This window comes from Kurthia populi (assembly GCF_042686175.1).
In the GTDB taxonomy this organism is placed as follows: domain Bacteria; phylum Bacillota; class Bacilli; order Bacillales_A; family Planococcaceae; genus Kurthia; species Kurthia populi.
The window spans coordinates 1-17,165 of the sequence record NZ_JBHUOR010000127.1; the positions used below are offsets into that span (position 1 = coordinate 1).

18 protein-coding genes are annotated in these 17,165 nt (G+C 37.1%); 9 read left to right on the top strand and 9 right to left on the bottom strand.

All coding sequences use genetic code 11. From position 1 onward, the window contains the following. Window positions 1-83: 83 nt before the first annotated feature. From ACFSY7_RS14780 to ACFSY7_RS14790, 3 genes are all read right to left on the bottom strand, one after another. The gene (locus ACFSY7_RS14780) at window positions 84-1,253 is read right to left on the bottom strand and encodes a YfhO family protein (protein WP_380148346.1); all 1,170 of its coding nucleotides are present in this window, start codon (window positions 1,251-1,253) and stop codon (window positions 84-86) included. Between the two features lie 228 nt (window positions 1,254-1,481). After that, complete coding sequence (locus ACFSY7_RS14785; protein ID WP_380148393.1) at window positions 1,482-2,345, bottom strand: DMT family transporter; 864 nt, start codon at window positions 2,343-2,345, stop codon at window positions 1,482-1,484. Window positions 2,346-2,503: 158 nt separating this feature from the next. Next, entirely contained in the window at window positions 2,504-3,475 is a 972-nt protein-coding gene (locus ACFSY7_RS14790) for a restriction endonuclease (RefSeq protein ID WP_380148347.1), read from the bottom strand. Between the two features lie 332 nt (window positions 3,476-3,807). On the opposite strand from ACFSY7_RS14790, the gene ACFSY7_RS14795 reads away from it, so the two are divergent. Further along, window positions 3,808-4,071: a hypothetical protein gene (locus ACFSY7_RS14795; protein WP_147633120.1), complete on the top strand. Its 264-nt coding sequence runs from the start codon at window positions 3,808-3,810 to the stop codon at window positions 4,069-4,071. 28 nt (window positions 4,072-4,099) lie between these two features. Here ACFSY7_RS14795 and ACFSY7_RS14800 read toward each other — a convergent pair whose 3' ends face one another. Beyond that, window positions 4,100-4,633 (bottom strand): GNAT family N-acetyltransferase, encoded by a 534-nt coding sequence (locus tag ACFSY7_RS14800; protein WP_380148348.1) that lies wholly within the window; start codon window positions 4,631-4,633, stop codon window positions 4,100-4,102. A 233-nt stretch (window positions 4,634-4,866) separates the two neighbouring features. Then, entirely contained in the window at window positions 4,867-5,826 is a 960-nt protein-coding gene (locus ACFSY7_RS14805) for an ABC transporter substrate-binding protein (RefSeq protein WP_380148349.1), read from the bottom strand. 194 nt (window positions 5,827-6,020) lie between these two features. On the opposite strand from ACFSY7_RS14805, the gene ACFSY7_RS14810 reads away from it, so the two are divergent. Genes ACFSY7_RS14810 through ACFSY7_RS14820 form a run of 3 tightly spaced genes read left to right on the top strand, consistent with a single transcriptional unit; the run spans window position 6,021 to window position 8,904 of the window. Next, window positions 6,021-7,025, top strand: a complete 1,005-nt coding sequence (locus tag ACFSY7_RS14810) for a FecCD family ABC transporter permease (RefSeq protein WP_380148350.1) — start codon at window positions 6,021-6,023, stop codon at window positions 7,023-7,025. Then, window positions 7,022-8,077: a FecCD family ABC transporter permease gene (locus tag ACFSY7_RS14815; RefSeq protein WP_380148351.1), complete on the top strand. Its 1,056-nt coding sequence runs from the start codon at window positions 7,022-7,024 to the stop codon at window positions 8,075-8,077. The genes ACFSY7_RS14810 and ACFSY7_RS14815 overlap by 4 nt, the downstream gene beginning before the upstream one ends. Window positions 8,078-8,091: 14 nt before the next feature. Further along, a complete protein-coding gene (locus ACFSY7_RS14820; RefSeq protein ID WP_380148352.1) occupies window positions 8,092-8,904 on the top strand; it encodes an ABC transporter ATP-binding protein in 813 nt (270 codons plus the stop codon). Between the two features lie 132 nt (window positions 8,905-9,036). Here the strand turns inward: ACFSY7_RS14820 and ACFSY7_RS14825 are convergent, their stop codons facing one another. Continuing rightward, window positions 9,037-10,692, bottom strand: coding sequence for a Na/Pi cotransporter family protein (locus tag ACFSY7_RS14825; RefSeq protein WP_126989083.1), 1,656 nt, complete (start codon window positions 10,690-10,692; stop codon window positions 9,037-9,039). A gap of 220 nt (window positions 10,693-10,912) precedes the next feature. Between ACFSY7_RS14825 and ACFSY7_RS14830 the strand changes: the two genes are divergently transcribed. Beyond that, complete coding sequence (locus ACFSY7_RS14830) at window positions 10,913-12,139, top strand: MFS transporter (RefSeq protein ID WP_380148353.1); 1,227 nt, start codon at window positions 10,913-10,915, stop codon at window positions 12,137-12,139. 15 nt (window positions 12,140-12,154) lie between these two features. On the opposite strand, the gene ACFSY7_RS14835 is transcribed toward ACFSY7_RS14830, so the two are convergent. Further along, window positions 12,155-13,021, bottom strand: a complete 867-nt coding sequence (locus ACFSY7_RS14835) for a hypothetical protein (RefSeq protein ID WP_380148354.1) — start codon at window positions 13,019-13,021, stop codon at window positions 12,155-12,157. A gap of 7 nt (window positions 13,022-13,028) precedes the next feature. Between ACFSY7_RS14835 and ACFSY7_RS14840 the strand changes: the two genes are divergently transcribed. Next, window positions 13,029-13,658, top strand: a complete 630-nt coding sequence (locus tag ACFSY7_RS14840; RefSeq protein WP_380148356.1) for a TetR/AcrR family transcriptional regulator — start codon at window positions 13,029-13,031, stop codon at window positions 13,656-13,658. A gap of 147 nt (window positions 13,659-13,805) precedes the next feature. Here the strand turns inward: ACFSY7_RS14840 and ACFSY7_RS14845 are convergent, their stop codons facing one another. Both ACFSY7_RS14845 and ACFSY7_RS14850 read right to left on the bottom strand, forming a co-directional pair. Further along, the gene (locus ACFSY7_RS14845) at window positions 13,806-14,024 is read right to left on the bottom strand and encodes a DNA-binding protein (RefSeq protein WP_139994412.1); all 219 of its coding nucleotides are present in this window, start codon (window positions 14,022-14,024) and stop codon (window positions 13,806-13,808) included. Window positions 14,025-14,045: 21 nt separating this feature from the next. Further along, the gene (locus tag ACFSY7_RS14850; protein WP_380148358.1) at window positions 14,046-14,834 is read right to left on the bottom strand and encodes an LCP family glycopolymer transferase; all 789 of its coding nucleotides are present in this window, start codon (window positions 14,832-14,834) and stop codon (window positions 14,046-14,048) included. A 301-nt stretch (window positions 14,835-15,135) separates the two neighbouring features. Here ACFSY7_RS14850 and ACFSY7_RS14855 point away from each other — a divergent pair, with 301 nt between their 5' ends. The 3 genes from ACFSY7_RS14855 to ACFSY7_RS14865 all read left to right on the top strand — a co-directional run bounded on the left by ACFSY7_RS14855 (window position 15,136) and on the right by ACFSY7_RS14865 (window position 17,157). After that, window positions 15,136-15,375 carry a Wzz/FepE/Etk N-terminal domain-containing protein gene (locus ACFSY7_RS14855; protein WP_380148360.1) on the top strand — a complete coding sequence of 80 codons (240 nt, stop codon included), beginning with the start codon at window positions 15,136-15,138 and terminating at the stop codon, window positions 15,373-15,375. Then, complete coding sequence (locus tag ACFSY7_RS14860; RefSeq protein WP_380148395.1) at window positions 15,354-16,556, top strand: Ig-like domain-containing protein; 1,203 nt, start codon at window positions 15,354-15,356, stop codon at window positions 16,554-16,556. Before ACFSY7_RS14855 ends, ACFSY7_RS14860 begins: the two co-directional genes overlap by 22 nt. A 139-nt stretch (window positions 16,557-16,695) precedes the next feature. Next, window positions 16,696-17,157, top strand: a complete 462-nt coding sequence (locus tag ACFSY7_RS14865) for a DUF4352 domain-containing protein (protein WP_139994389.1) — start codon at window positions 16,696-16,698, stop codon at window positions 17,155-17,157. Window positions 17,158-17,165: the final 8 nt, after the last annotated feature.

The window sequence follows — 17,165 nt, forward strand, 5'->3', positions numbered from 1 at the left end:
CACTTTCATTGATCAACAATCGACCAAGAAAGTGCCTCAACTGGAATACCACACAGGATGCATTTGAATGTGAAGTGGTGCAGTTAATTTGACAATCTATCTGTTAAAAATAAACCGATAGAAATAAGTGCCCAAATTAAGGCTACAATAGATAAAAAGTTTAAATGCGTATTTGTTAACAAAATGGTTAAAAGAAAAATAACTGTAACAGTAATGGTAGCGTAAAACCATTGCTTTTTATGAAGAATGTTTAAGTTTTCAATTGTAATAGCAGTAAGACCAGCATAACCTAGTGTGATAATTGGTGTCCAACGCGTGTTGGGTGCTGAAAAACCATTAAATAGGCTCCCTATAAATGGACTGAAATATAATACAGTTCCAAGAATACTAATGAATGCGAACAGTTTAAATGCGCGATGTTGATAAAGTGGACGGAGTAAAAGAAAAATCACAATAAAGATAGGTAGCCACAACGTTTTCGATTCACTTAATAGTAATTCTGTATTCAATGCATAGAAGGGAATACTTTGTTCATAGGCTGGACGATTATTATGAAGATAACTAATAACCGCCGGAATAAAAGAGAAGCAACTAATACCAAAACTTAATAAACTGCCTAGTATATACCATTTAATTTGTTGTTTCTTTTGGCGTTCATTATTTGTGATATGGAGAAATAGGCGTAATAAGATATAAATTCCGGTAATGATTAATACAACATAAGATATGTAAAAGTTACTCATGAGAAGAAGTGCTGTCGAAATAATAAAAAATATTGGTGACTGGCGTCGAATAATTTGTTCAACACCAATAAGCAGGAGAGGAACCCAAAATAACACATCGGTTAGGTTATCCGTCAGAACTTGATTTTTGAAGAAAAATGGACTAAACATATAAACAACAGCACCTAAAAAGGCTGCAGCATGTGTTTTAGTAAAGTAATTCAAAAAATAAAAGCATGCATAAAAAATCGCTATTTGTTTAATAATACTCATTGGAATAAGAAGTAGGGCCCAGGTTTCAACGCTTGTTTTAATTGGTAATATACTAAAAATTATATACCAAGGGATGAGAAAAATATTTGTTGAAAAGTAGTAATTTAACTGTGAAAAGATGCCACCACCGAAGCCGAAATTTTCAGCGTAAGCCCAATTTCCTTGTTGATAGTGTTCTAAAATAAATTGCTTAAAAAAAGCATTTGTGAAAGCCCGTCTCCAAAGCCAACCATTAAATATCCTTGCGTCCATTTCCATAAATAAAAACCATGGCCAATAATGGATAAGAGAAGTGCTCCTACAAAAGTTAGTAGATAATATTTTTTCATGATTTTACCCCTTTCACTATAATCATAACACTAATTTTCCATTTAATTGTTAAATTAAATGGAAAATTACGATAAATTAACAAAAAAATGTTATAAAAAAGAGCGGAATGTCTTTAAATAAAAAAATCCAACGAATTCAATTCCTTGGATTTTTTATTTATATTCTTTTTTTGAATTTTAATTCACTAATCAACGTTGAACCTAGTAAAAGAACAGCACCCATTAGTTGCGCTATGGTCATAGGTTCGTGTAAAAGCCACACAAAGATAACAATTGCCACAAGTGGATCGACATAGCTAAGCATCGCAATACTTTGCCCCTTTAAGCCATCCATTCCTATAAAAAAGAGCCAAAAGCCAATGCCTGTATTAACGACACCAAGGATGAAAATAAATGGAAATGTCTGTGTATTAAGCATCGCAATATGAAAAACGTCTGTGAGTGATACATAAATGCCTAACACAATGGCAGCTAGTGTTAATTGAATAACGGTGAGCTCTAGCTTATCGATTTCAGGAATAAATTTATTAACGAGCATGAGCGTCGCATAAAAGGCTGCTGCAGCAAAGCCATACAATAATCCAAGTTGTTCGTCCATAATACTGTTAAAGCTTGCGCCAACAATAAGTATCATCCCGAATAGCGCAATAATGATGCACAGCACTTTTTTAACTGTCCAAGCTTCCTTTAATAAAAAGGGAGCTAGAAGTAACACAAATACAGGTGCAAAATAATAAGCTAATGTGGCATTGCTGATAGATGTGTAATCATATGATTGGTAAAGAAAAATCCAATTGCCACTTAGTGCAATCGCAGACAGCAGTAGAATGCCAGCATGTCGGAAAATAAACGTAAAATGGATACGTTTTTTCATTAGTAGCAAAATCATTGACAGAAAAATGCTGCCGATTAGACTGCTCCAAAATGCACGTTTGCTTGAAGCAAGTTCGATTGGACGAATAACGACACCAATTGTACCGAAGATAGCCATTGATAAAATAAATGGTAGAAATATTTTTATCGCGTACTCCTTTTTTGAGTCTGCGATGTACGAAGACGCAGACTCGTTTTAGTTAGCTGAAAGAGTCGCGTTTACTGACGGTGCCATTGAAATGAACAGGATGAATCACCTTCTATTCCATATAGTTTTTTTATCATATCAAAAGATTCTGTTAAATTTTAGCCTTCTGGCAAATAAAAGGCTCGTAATGGCAGGAGTGCCCGTGTTGTATTTGGTAGTTTTTCATAGGTTTGTACAATTAACTGTACAAGCTGTTCTAAATCGATGGCTTTGACATTATTTTGTTGGGCAATCCGTAAGGCACTCGTTGTAAATCCACCTGTGGACACAATAAGACTATTTGCTTCTAGGGGGTGTGCACCGAGTAGATGACGAATTTCTTCAGAGCCCGTTACCTGTGTACGGTGATGAATGGCGACTTTGATAATTGGTTTTTCAAAGCCTAATTCATCTTTAAAGGCTAGTAAATTAATGCCCTCATCAGCTACTTTAGTCAAATATCCGAGAGCATGCAAAAGGCCGTCGATTAAATGCTGCATATCCCATGGATTTAGCGCATCTACTTTATCTTCAATCATTGCCTGTGCCTGCGTTTGTAATTCTTGTAGGAGCACGTCAATATCCTCATGTTCGGGATTATGTAATGTACTCGCAATTGTTCCATGTAGGGCATTATCAAGCTCTTGCCCCCAAGCATCAATACGAAAAACGGTTAGCACCGAACTTAAGCTATTTTTCGCTGCTTGTGTTAAATTGTGTCGTGAAATACGCGTCGATTCCCAAGTAACTTGTCGTTCATTAGGATAAGAGTTATCGTCTGTATAACGATAAGTTGCTTCACTTTTAATCGTGCCAATAATATATTCACGATGCTCCTTTGAGTATGAAACAACACGGTCTCCAACTTCAATTTCTTGGTAAAATCGCCAAATTTGATTGACCCAACTGTGGCGTGTTAGCGGTTTATTATCCAAATAAACGCGGTCTGCTTTTACAAATAATGATTCTTTCGTAGGGTAGAGTGCTGGGTCACCTAAATCTGCCCAGCCAATGGATACGATTCCTTCGCGTAACCATGATGGAATAAGTTCATTGTCTGTACCCGCACGAATCATCCACCATTTTTGCATTATGACATCGTCCTCTCCTATTTTGTAATTTATATGCCACAAAAAAGAGAGCTGTAAACGTCTACTGAAAATTGAATTATCAGATGATTGAATTTTCAATAGGATGAACGGATGTTCTATTGGAAGGAAATTGGAAGCTAGGGTCTGAGGATCAGCTTGTGCGTGTGAATGGGATTTTTGGCATGATTTCCTCGTCTATGATGCCGATTGAAATACTGGTTTTTGCCTTTAATAGGTCTTTTATTCAAGCAGACCACCCATTAAAAAAAGAGCGAGAAGCTACAAAGTAATTTGGCATTGGATAATAATTGAAAAAAAGTGTCATATTCGCTATGCTAAAGGCAATTGAAGAAAGGGTGCAACCTGTGATTTTAATGATTTTACGTGTCGTTTTTACAATTGTCGCGATAAGTTTTGCAACATATGGTCTGATTACGAGTGATTTCCGATTTCAAAATTGGATGCTCCTTTTCTTTAGCTTGGCATTAGTTGTTACAGGCATTAGTGAGTTAAGAAAAGGGCATAAAATGATAGGCGGATTAGCGATTACCGCATTTGTTTTTATTTTATGTGTAATCGCTATGACGCAATTTTAAAAGGAGACCCACTATAGGGCCTCCTTTTTTAATAACCTAAATCGCTGCGTAAAATGGCATAAAGCTTTATATCATAATAGCGTCCTTTTGCAAATTTCCCATGTCGCTGTGTACCTTCGTAAAATAAACCCGCTTTTTGAAGTACACGCTCAGAAGGAATGTTTTCCGCAAAATAACTCGCTTGAATTCGTTCTAGCTGCAATTCTGAAAAGCCATAGCGAATAATTGCTTGTGTTGCTTCACTTGCATAGTCATTACGCCAATATATTTTTGCAATAACGCAATGCATACTAGTAATTTTTTCTTCATGACGATAATCGCTAAATTCAATAACACCGATAAATTCATCTGTTTCTTTTAACAAAATCGCCCAAGCTACATTACTTTGGGTATATTTTTGTAATAGCGTAGCTAAAAAGTGTTGATTGTCATTTTGTGAAGGCGAAGTATCCCAATCTAACAGCGCTGTAACATCATCATCTGTTACCAATTTTTGAATATTGTTCATATCTGTAGACGTAATTTTCCGCAATAAGAGACGTGTGGTTTCGAGTGTTTTCATTATCATCACCTCATTATGTCGCTTTTTAATCTATTCCCGATTTAAGCGGGTACATACTAACAAAATAAAAAAGAGGCTGGGACAAAATACGTCATATTCCTTTTTTAGTGTTCGCAACAAAAAACCGGAACCGCGCCACCGCACGATTCCGGTTTTTCTTATGCTCATAGGAGCAGTTGTTTTTACACGTATGTCCCAGCCTCTTTTGTATACTTCGAATCGCTAGAACTTTATTATTTAGTTAAAACTTCTTTGATTTGATCTAACATAATATTCGCTGCTAAAATCCCGCCAGCTGTGTTCCAAATAGCATCGTCCACTTTATGTGCATTACCGTCTTTTACAGCATGTAAGTTTTTCCACAGTTTGTCGCTTGTCCACTCTTTTTCTGTTTTTGATGCAGAATCATCACCTGTTGGTAAGTAAGTGAAGTAGAACAGTAAATCGCCATCCATATCAGGAATTGATTCTTTACCTACTTCAATTGCTAAGTTCCCTAATTTTGCATCTGCTTCAAATAATTCAGCTTGTGCAGGAACACGTTTAAAGCCTAATTGGTCAAAAATAACACCTGAGAATGAGTCTGTATAGTAGATACGTGTTGTATCTGCCATGAAACGTACAATTGAAATTTCTTGATTTGTTTTATCGCCTAATGCTGTTTTTACTTCTTCTACATGAGCAGTGTAGTCATCAAGAACTTTTGTACCTTCAGCTTCTTTATTTAATGCTTTCGCATAAAGCTTGAAGTTTTCTTGCCAGTCACCACGTAATGTTTCAGAAAAGACAGTTGGTGCGATTTTGCTTAATTTTGCATAATCTTTTTCTTGGCGAAGTTTGTTCCCGATAATTAAATCAGGCTTTAATGAAGCGATTTTTTCAATGTTGATTTCGCCTTCTTGACCAACTACTTCGACACCGTCCATTTTGTCTTTAATATGGTCATACCAAGGGTCACCTAAAAATGATTGTACAGCACCTACAGGTTTTACACCTAATGCTAATAACGCTTCTGTACCTTCGTTTGTTAAGACAACAACACGTTTTGGTTCACCTTTAATATCACTAGAGCCCATTGCATGCTCAATTGTATATGTACTGTCGTCTTTTTTGTCGCTTGATGTATCGTTTGCTTTTTCATTGTTACCACAAGCAGCTAATACAATAACGGTTAATGCAGTAAATAATAACATAAAAATCTTAGAAAAATTTTGCACTTTTTTCCCTCCAATAATTGTGATAGAATAATAAAATCAAATTAACTGAAATTGATAATCGTTTTCAACTAGCTCTCGAAAGCTTTTTAAGCATAGAATGTCAACAGATAAATGTCAATGAAAAATTGTCAAAATTAGAAACTTTATCTCGTTGGGAAGGGAATTACATAATGATTTTGAAAAAAAATCTTGCAAAAGTCATCGGATTAATAGCAATGATCGTGGCTGTCATTGTCGCAATGAGTCTTAGTATTTTATTTGGCTATGCAGATACGTCTTTACAAACAACGATTCAATCATTTACGAATTTTGATAATTCAAACGAACATATCATTATTCAGGATGTCCGTATTCCACGTGCACTTATTGCCGCAAGTGTTGGTGCCTCTCTTGCGATTACCGGTGTATTATTGCAAACATTGACGAAAAACCCCTTAGCTTCTCCAGGGATTTTAGGAATTAATGCTGGTGCAGGATTTGCGGTTGTGTTTGCGCTCGTATTTTTCCATGTAGAAAGCTTACAATCATTTGCGTGGATTGCTTTTACAGGTGCAGCTATTGCAACGGCAGCTGTTTACGGCATTAGCTCAGTTGGACGAGATGCATCAAGTCCATTGAAGATTACATTAGCGGGTGCGGCGATTAGCGCTATGTTTGCATCGTATACACAAGGGCTTTTAGCAGTGAATGAAGCAGAAATGGATCAGGTTTTATTTTGGTTAGCCGGTTCTGTGCAAGGACGTAAGCTCGAAATTTTATTATCCGTATTACCTTATTTAGCGATTGGCTGGTTAGGTGCTGTACTAATTTCAGGGAAAATGAATGTATTGGCATTAGGCGACGATGTAGCCAGAGGACTTGGCTTACGTATTGGCCTAATTAAGTTATTTGTTGGCCTAATTGCCGTATTACTTGCAGGGGGTAGTGTAGCCGTTGCGGGTCCGATTGGCTTTGTGGGTATTGTTATACCGCATATTGCGAGAAAAATAATTGGTCAGGATCATCGTTGGTTGGTTCCTACTTCGGCGTTACTTGGCGCGATTTTATTATTATTAGCAGATGTTGGCGCAAGGTATATTATTATGCCGCGTGAGGTACCTGTAGGTGTAATGACAGCGATTATTGGGACACCATTCTTTATTTACCTTGCACGTAAGGGAGGTAAAAAAGTATGAAGCAATTAAAAGTCATTCGTTTTTGGAAGGAACAAGTATCCTTTTTACTTGATATGCATGCCGCTCGCCGAACAATGCTCGTAGCTTGCCTTGCATTACTCGCAGTTATATTCAGTGCATCATTTGGTGATTCTTTTATTAATCCGTGGCAAGTACTACAGGCAATTACAGGTCAGGGCGATGCTTACAATCAATTATTAGTCGTTGATTTTCGTTTGCCACGTATTTTAGTGGCTGCCTTTGCGGGTATGGCATTAGCAGTTGCGGGGGCAATTTTACAGGGGATGATTAAGAATCCATTAGCCTCACCAGATATTATTGGGATTTCTGCGGGCGGTAGTGCTGCAGTTGTTGGCTTTTTAACGATATTTAGTAATACAGACCATTCTTTAACGGTTAGTATTAGTTGGCTGCCACTTGCAGGATTTATTGGTGCAATGATAGTTGGATTTTTAGTATATTTATTGGCTTGGAAAGACGGTGTTACTTCTACTCGTTTAGTATTAATCGGTTTAGGGGTGGCGACATTTTTACAAGCAATTACGACGATGTTAATGATAATGGGGCCGGTTTATTTAGCAAGTGAAGTACAGAAATGGTTAATCGGTAGTGTGTCGAGTACGGACTGGAATGAAGTCGTCATTATGGTGCCAGTTATTATTGTGTTATTATTTATTACTTTTTTTGTTGTGCGCCATTTGAATGTACAGGATTTTGGCGACGATACAGCGATGAGCTTGGGACAATCAGTACAAAAACTGCGTTTCGGCTTAATTGTACTAAGTGCATGTTTAGTTGGTAGTGCCATTGCATTTACCGGCGCAATTGGCTTTGTTGGATTAATGGCGCCACATATTGCTCGCCGTTTAGTCGGCTCAGCTTTTGGCTTGTTGATTCCAATGAGTGCCGCAATTGGCTGTTTCCTAGTGGTCATTGCGGATATTATTGGTCGTACAGCATTTAGCCCACTTGAAGTACCAGCGGGTGTATTTACTGCTGCAATTGGGGCACCGTATTTTATTTACTTATTATTTAAAAATCCTAAGAAATGAGGAGGGCGTGCTTCATGGCACAATCCTTAGTAACTGAAAAATTAACACTTAGCTACGGAACAACTACGATTATCGATGAGTTAAGTATAGCCATTCCGATGAATAAAATAACGGTATTAATCGGTGCAAATGGCTGTGGGAAATCAACGCTATTGCGTTCTGTAGCCCGCTTATTAAAGCCAAAAAATGGGGCGGTACTCTTAGACGGGGAAGATGTTTTTCATCTATCCACAAAAGAGGTAGCGAAAAAACTATCAATTTTACCTCAGTCTCCTGTAGCACCAGAAGGATTAACAGTTTTACAGCTCGTTAAGCAGGGGCGCTATCCTCATCAAACATGGCGTAAACAATGGACAGAGCAAGATGAAAAAATTGTGATGGATGCACTGAAATCGACTGGAATGTATGACTTGCAACATAAAATCGTCGACGAATTATCCGGTGGACAACGACAACGTGCATGGATTGCGATGACACTTGCGCAAGATACAGATATTATTTTATTAGATGAGCCAACAACCTATTTAGATTTAACACATCAAATCGATGTCTTAGATTTATTATTTGATTTAAATCGTACACAGCAACGTACTATTATTATGGTATTGCATGATATTAACCTCGCTTGTCGTTATGCCGATCATATTATTACAGTGAAAGACCGTACGATTTTTGAACAAGGAAAGCCCGAGGATATAATGACGGCTGAGCTTGTCGAAAATGTTTTTGATTTAAAATGTCAAATGATGACGGACCCTCTATTTGGGACGCCGATGTGTTTGCCTTTTGGTAAGGGGCGCGTAATACAACAACTAAATAAAGTGTAAAAATAAAGTGACTGGGACAAAATACGTCATGTTCCTTTTTAAGTGTTCGCAACGAAAAACCGGAATCGCGCTGTGGTGCGATTCCGGTTTTTCTTGTATTCATAGGAGTGGTTGTTTTAAGCTTCTTATTGATTATGTGTTTGTTGGTTGTTGTGCTAACTGCTGCTTTGTTGCGACAGTATCTGCTAAATTTTTTGCATGATCTCCAATACGTTCTAAATTACTAATGATATCAGCAAAGACGATACCAGCAGTAGGCGAACAAAGACCCTCGTTTAAGCGACGAATATGACGTTTACGTAATGTACGTTCCATATTATCAATTCGCTCCTCATCGGCATAAACGGCTTGTACAAGCTCTGTATCATGCGTATCTACTGCTTGTAATGCTTTTTCTACCGATTGCATTGTTAATTTATACATGGTCACAAGCTCTTCATATGCTTCGTCACTTAGCCAGATTTTATTATTGTCTTTAAATTGCAGTAATTCTACAATGTTTTCGACGTGGTCACCGATTCGTTCAATATCACGAATGTTTTCAAACAAATTATGCTGTAAGTCTGAATCATTACCTGATAGAGATTGCTTGGATAGCTGTACTAAATAGGCCGTTGTTTTACGATCTAAATTATTAATGGCCATTTCAAGCTGTTCCACATTTTGAATGGCTTTCATATTTTTATCTTCTAATACATTTAATGCTTCTGATAAGCTTTGTACACTATATTCACCCATGCGTAGCACTTCTTTTTTAGCTTGACCAAGTGCTACAGCCGGAGATTTTGTTAAAAGATTTTCGTCTAAATATTTAGGTTTATGTTCAATCGCTGTATCTTCACCTGGAATAAGTTTTGTAACAATCCAAGCAAGTGCACCAATGAACGGTAACTGGATTAACGTATTTAAAATATTAAATGTTCCGTGTGCAAAGGCAATTTGCATTTTATTTTCTAGATTTAAAACACCAGAAATCCATTCAACATACATTGTAAATGGTGTTAGTAGAATCATAAAGATGACGGTACCAATTAAGTTAAATAATACATGCGTAGCAGCCGCACGACGCGCAGCGACACTTGCGCCCAACGCAGCTAGAATGGCTGTAATCGTCGTTCCAATATTATCACCAAATAGTACAGGCAGTGCACCATGCAGCGGAATCAGATTTTCAGCATATAAGCCTTGTAAAATCCCAACTGTAGCAGATGATGATTGAACAATTAATGTGAAAATTGTTCCGACAACAACACCTAAAATAGGTAAGTCTGACATTTGAATTGTTAAATCAATAAATGGTTGGAAATCGCGTAAAGGCTTCATTCCATTACTCATCATTTCTAGACCAATGAATAAACCAGCAAAACCGAAAATAACTTGTCCAATATTTTGAATGCTCGTCTTTTTAAAGAAGAAGAGTAAGACGGCACCTACTGCCATAATTGGATATGCATACTCGCCTACGTCAATTCCAATAATAAATGCCGTTACAGTTGTACCGATATTGGCACCCATAATAACACCAATGGCTTGACGTAATGTCATAAAGCCAGCGCTTACAAGACCAACTGTAATAACCGTTGTCCCTGAACTAGACTGAATTAATACCGTTACAAGCATACCTACTAGTACACCCATAAAAGGGTTTGTCGTAAAGCGATCGAGAATATCGCGTAAACGATCTCCTGCAGCTTTCTGTAAGCCATCGCCCATAAATTTAATGGCGAATAAGAATAAGCCCAAGCCACCTAAAAACTGAAAAATCATTTCCTGCACATTAACATCCATAACGTAATTCCCTTCATTTCTTATTTCTCTTCTATCATGCGAGGTATTGATCCTTTTGTAAATGTGGTTTACATTCTCTTTACATAACTCGAATATTACTGTAATCTATTCGCTATAAATTCGACAATATTAGCTAGTATTTCTAATAGAGGTAGCTTTTTTATATATAATCATTAAAAAAGAGTTTAAGAATTTTAAATGAGTGGATGGAGGTAATAAAATGACAAGGCAACTTGATAGTCCAGCCGTACAGAAGGTTTATCAACATACAATCCGTACAGTTATTTTTTCACAAATGCTTGGTGGCGCAGGGCTTGCGGCAGGGATTACAGTGGGCTCGCTAATCGCTGCAGAGATGCTTGGGACGGAGAAATATGCAGGTGTTCCATCCGCATTATTTACCATAGGTTCCGCAGGTGCTTCATTACTTGTTGGGCGCATTACGGCGAGTAGTGGACGCCGATTAGGACTTGCGACTGGTTTCTTTTTAGGTGGTATAGGGGCATTACTTATTATTTTAGCAACCGTATTAACGAATATTTGGCTTCTTTTTTTCGCATTGATTATTTACGGAGCGGGCACAGCAACTAATTTACAGGCGCGCTATGCGGGGACGGATTTAGCATTACCACATAAGCGTGCAACTGCTGTAAGTATGGCAATGGTAGCGACGACATTTGGTGCAGTTCTTGGCCCTAATATGGTTGGTGTCATGAGTCATGTAGCGATTTTTTTACATATTCCTGAATTAGCAGGCATTTTTATTTTAGCAGCGGGGGCATTTTTCGCTGCCGGTTTTATCTTATATTTCTTTTTGAAGCCTGATCCATACTTATTAGCACGTGATATTGCGATTGAAGCACCGATTGAAGAGCAAGGCATACATAATCAAGGACTTATTTATTTAGGTGGCTTTGTGATGGTTATGACACAAATTATTATGGTAGCGATAATGACAATGACACCACTTCATATGCAGCATCATCAGCATAGTGTTAATGCTATTGGCCTCGTTATTAGTTTCCATATTGCTTCAATGTATTTGCCTTCGCTTATAACAGGTACACTTGTAGATAAGATAGGGACACATAAAATGGCGCTTATAGCGGGATTTGTGCTTGTATTAGCAGCTATGACAACAATGCTTGCGCCGACAGATTCCGTTCTACTACTGACACTAGGCTTATCATTACTAGGAATTGGTTGGAATTTTGGCTTAATTAGTGGCACAACAGCGGTTGTTGATGGTACAAATACATTAGAGCGACCAAAAGTTCAAAGTCGTATTGATGTTTTGATTGCTGTATTTGGGTCATTAGCAGGGATTTTATCAGGTGTTATTGTAAATTATAGTGATTATGCAGTGCTGTCATTTATCGGCATTTTATTAGCTGTATTTATTATCATTGTTGTGTTTATCACAAGAAAAAAAGGAGTTCGCATGTAGCGAACTCCTTTTCAGTTATTTAGCAGGTTTTTTGAGTATATTTTTCACCCATAAAATAATGAGCGATACGCCGCCAATGCCAAGTAAAACATTTGTATAGTGGTTCATCCAATCTTTACCGAAGAATAAAATATCTTTTAAGCCTTCAATTAAGAAACGCATTGGAAGACAAGGTAATACATAGTCACGATAAAATTCTGGAATCATTTCTGGTGCGAGCTGGATCAATGGTAAACCGAAGAAAATCAGTAAACCAAAGATGGCAATACTTGACGTTGTTAGCCAAGAAACTGTAGCAAGCATCATATAGACATAAGCGATGACCGCAATTGAAATAAATAGCGCTACTGTATTAAAGGATTCAAATTGATAATCTAAAATCCACGTTGAGTACCAAGTAGCCACATAACCTGTAAAGAAGCCATAAACGATTGGTAATAATGACTGAATTACTTGGAAAGTCGTTAATTCTTTACGACCTGTAAATTCTCGTTTATTGCCAGCAAAGTAAAACATTAAGGCACCAAGTAAACTTGAAATCCATACAGCAACAAAAACAGCTGAAGGGACAGATGCAAGGTCACCTGCTTTATTGATTTTCGTTACCTTTGTTTCAATTGGATTAGCAAGTAATGTTACTTTTTCAGGCTGTACAGGTGAAATCAGTGTACTTAATTTTGCGAGCTGTGCACCTGCATCCTTTGTCGGCACTTGTTGCCCTGATTGAGCTGCTTGTGCTTGCGCGGCCTGAGTCTGCATTTTTATCATTCGTTCAAGCTGCGCGGATACCTCTTTAGACATAGTATCTGTAGCATCTTGCATTTTTGATAGCATTTGCGCGCTAATATTTGCATTTAACTGAGAAGAGATTTGTTTTAACATCGCTTCAATGGATCGTCGAAAACGTAAAACAAGGGAAGCAATTCGCCAAGCATGCCTAGAATTAATTAATGAAAAAGGTTTTGAAGCCATGACTATTTTGGATATTACAGAACGTGCTGATATTAATCGTGGAACATTTTATCTTCATTATGTTGATAAATATGCCATGCTAGATAGTTACGAGGAAGAAATTATTGATAGAATGCGCGATATTATCGAATCAAATTTACCGGATGCACCGACGTTTGATAATTTTATTTCAACACGTTATCCGACACTTGTTCAAATATTTGAATGTTTTCGAGATGAACGTGATGTACTAGATATTTTATTTAAAACAAAAGGTATCATTAGTATTCAACAACGTTTAACAGAATTGTTTGGTTATGTTTTTACAGAGATTGTACAGCCCTTATCATCAGACTTAAATAAACATGTGCCACGCGAATTATTTCTGCCAATTATCGTATCGATTTGTTTGGGTTTTGCACAATATTGGATGGATTCAAACGAAGAATATACACCGGAATTTTTCGCAAAAGGGGTACTTGGTATTATCGTGAATGGCCCAGCAAAAGCAATGGGGTTACTGCCTGGCGATGTTATTGACATTGAAAAGTTAATTGAAAAAGCATAAAAAAGTGGCTGGGACAAAACACGTCATTTTCTTTTTTTAGCGTTCGCAACGAAAAACCGGAACCGCGCTACACCGCAGTTCCGGTTTTTCTTATGCTCATATGAACGGTTGTTTTTATACGTATGTCCCAGCCTCTTTTTTTAGTAGTTAATTTTTAGGCTCTGGCCCATACCATCGTTCCATTGCACGAATATGAATCACCCAGTAACAACGTTTACTGTCTGGTATTTGAAAGTATTTAAGTGTTTTATTGTCCAGGTCTTTTTGAATATAAGAACGATTAGCTAAAATACGGTTAATTTTGTAATACGAAATTTTCCAGCGATGTGCAGCTTCATAAGGAGTCATATAGTTATCAATTCCCATTATTCATTCACCTCTTGTACTTTATTGCAGCTCTAAATGTTTGTTTAAGTCATCCTTTACTTCTTCCAATTGCTTTGTATCCAATTTGTAGTAATAGATACCTTTTTTCTTCATATCGGTTCCTTCATTTAAAGAAAGCTGTTCTGTTTTTTCAATGGTAGTTAAATAATTTTTACGTAACGTATTTAATTGGTCCATAGGAATGTTTGTTTGCATATTATGTTTCATGACAATTAACAGATTGTCGAATTTTTTAATAGTTTCAGCAGATTTAAGTTGTTGTGCCAATCCAACTAAGACGGCACGTTGTCTATTTTGGCGTCCAAAGTCACCATCCGGGTCTGATTTTCTCATACGAATATACTCTAGTGTAGATTCACCATCTAGGGTAATTTCTCCCTTTTTAAAATCCTTGCCGTGACTTGAGAATGCTTTTGGATTGTTTACGGTTACACCACCCATTAAGTCAACTAAATCGATAACACCATCCATGTTAATTTTCACGACATAGTCAATAGGGATGCTGAATAACTGTTCTACAGTTTTACTAGCGCCTTCAATTCCAGCATAGGCATATGCGTGATTTATCTTGTCAAATTTCTCTTTCCCAGCAATTTCAACATAGCTGTCTCGAGGGATACTTATTAATTTTGCAGAACGTTTGTCTGGGTTTAAAGTTACAGTAATCATTGTGTCTGATCGACCGCTTTCATTTTCACGTTCATCAACACCTAATAACAGCAATGAAATAGGTTTCGAACCCTTTACTATCTCATTACTAGGCGTTTTCCGTTCTTTTGTCTCGTACACAATTTTTGTTTTTTGATAACTATCTTGTGCACTTTTTACTTTGCTATACGTATAGCTGGCGGCTATCGTTAATAGAAGTAAAATAGCTACAAGTACCCAAATTATTTTTTTTGAAGTTAAAAAATTGATACTTTTTATCTTTTTTAACTGACATTTTGTTCATGCCCCCTTACTTATAATAAAAACATGTTTACCTATACGAAAGAAATGGTTATATTGGAGATGACAAGTATTTACCATTTTTACTAATATATATCGAAAAAAGAGTGGACGTCTAGTATTTTTTATGGGAGGTATAAAATTGAGTAGCTCAGCAATCAGCGTAGAAGAAATTGTTCATATTGTGAAAAAGCGTTTTGGCCTCCTTTTATTTATGGGGCTATTAGGACTGGCAATTAGTTCCGTTATTACATTTGTGGTAGTAACACCAAAATACGATGCAACGACACAATTATTAATTAATAAGGTCCAAAAAGGAGATAGTGTCAATTCCTATCAAGAGACACAAACGGATTTACAATTGACGTTCCAGGCTCGGTAGGCCCAGAAGCGCCACTAACGGTAACCGCTACAAATGCAAATGGTGAAAGTGAGCCAGCTTCAACAGAAACACCGGCAGATCCTGTAGTAGCACCAGCGGCACCAACGGATGTCACAACAACAGGTAACTCAACAGATGGTTACCAAGTGACCGGTAAAACAGAGCCAGGCGCAACGGTGAATGTATATGACAAAGACGGGAACGAAGTCGGCACAGGAACAGCGGATGCAGATGGAAACTTTACAATTGAGATACCAGCATCAGTAGGGCCAGAAGCCGACTTAACAGTGAAAGCTGAAAATGAAGCAGGTTCAAGTGAAGGAACAGTGAAAACACCAGCAATTTCAGGTGCGATTGTTGTTAATGAAATGAAAGAATTTAACACATTAATTACAGGTACAGCACCAAAAGGAACAGAAAAAGTTAAATTAACAGTGAATGGCAAAGACTTAGTTCTTGGGAATGTAAATGCAGATGGTACGTTTGAATTTGATCGTAAGTATGTTTATGATACAGCGGGCAACAAGAAGGTACTAGGTGCAGGCGACGAAATCGTTGTCTCATATTACGGGCCAGGAAAACAACCCGTTACAGCAGGATCAACAATCGTACAGCCTTCAGAATTACAAATTACAATGGATGCCATCGAAGTCCAAACGAGTGAGTTTACATCAACAAAAATTACGGGTACTGCTGGGCCAGATGTTACAAAAGTTAAGCTTACAGTAAATGGCCAAGATTTAGTATTCGCAAATGTAAATGCAGATGGCACATATGAATTTGATCGTAAGTATGTCTATGATGCACAAGGTAATAAAAAATTATTAGGTGCAGGCGATATCGTTCGCGTAACAGTAGCTGATAATGGAAAACAAAATTACTATGCAGAGCAAGCCGTAACTGCAACTGAAGTAGCACCAGTTGTAATTGAGAATGTTGATAAAGCAACATATACGATTACAGGTACAACAGATGCAAGTGTATCAAAAGTACAGTTATCAGTGAATGGTAAGGCATTAGCAACGTATGATGTTGTGGATGGCGAATTCACAATTACACGTAAATATGTCTATGATGCTGACGGTAACAAGAAAATCTTAGGTGCAGGTGATGTTATCACAGTTTGCAACTATGAAAAATTAAAAGATGGTCAAGCATCAATCACTGTACCAGCAGATTAGTTTTTAAATCGGGCTACCGTTGAATGAAGAGTAGCATAAGAAATCGCTTTTGGCGATTTCTTTGCTGTTTCTGAATGAAGGGATCATTACCTCGGTAGCCCTTCTTCTTTCATATTAATTAAAAAAAGGGTGGTTATGTATGCGTAAGTTAACTCAAACAATGATGTTATTACTAGTAGCTTCGCTATTTTTAGCTGCATGTAATAAAGCTGAAAAAGTAGAAGAAACTAATGATGCTAATGAGGCAAAGGCACAAATTAAAGTAGGCGAGATTGATGAAAAATACGATGCTGTAAAAGTAGATGGTTTCAAAATTCAATTGCTTTCAACAGAAGTGAAAGACGATACGTTAACGTTACATTTAAAAGTTAAAAATACAACGGACAAAAAGAAACTCTTTGATGCCTTTGTATTAAATGTACAAAATTCAGAAGCAAAAAATTTAACATCTGCAGTTGAAAATAATATGGGTGAAACAATTAAAGCTGGTAAAGAAGTGGAAGGTACTGTTTCATTTACTGCTGCTGGTAAAGGACCATTCACAGTAGAATATGACGACTTAGAAAACGATAAAAAAGAATTATGGAAAATTGAGCGATAGGAGGAATA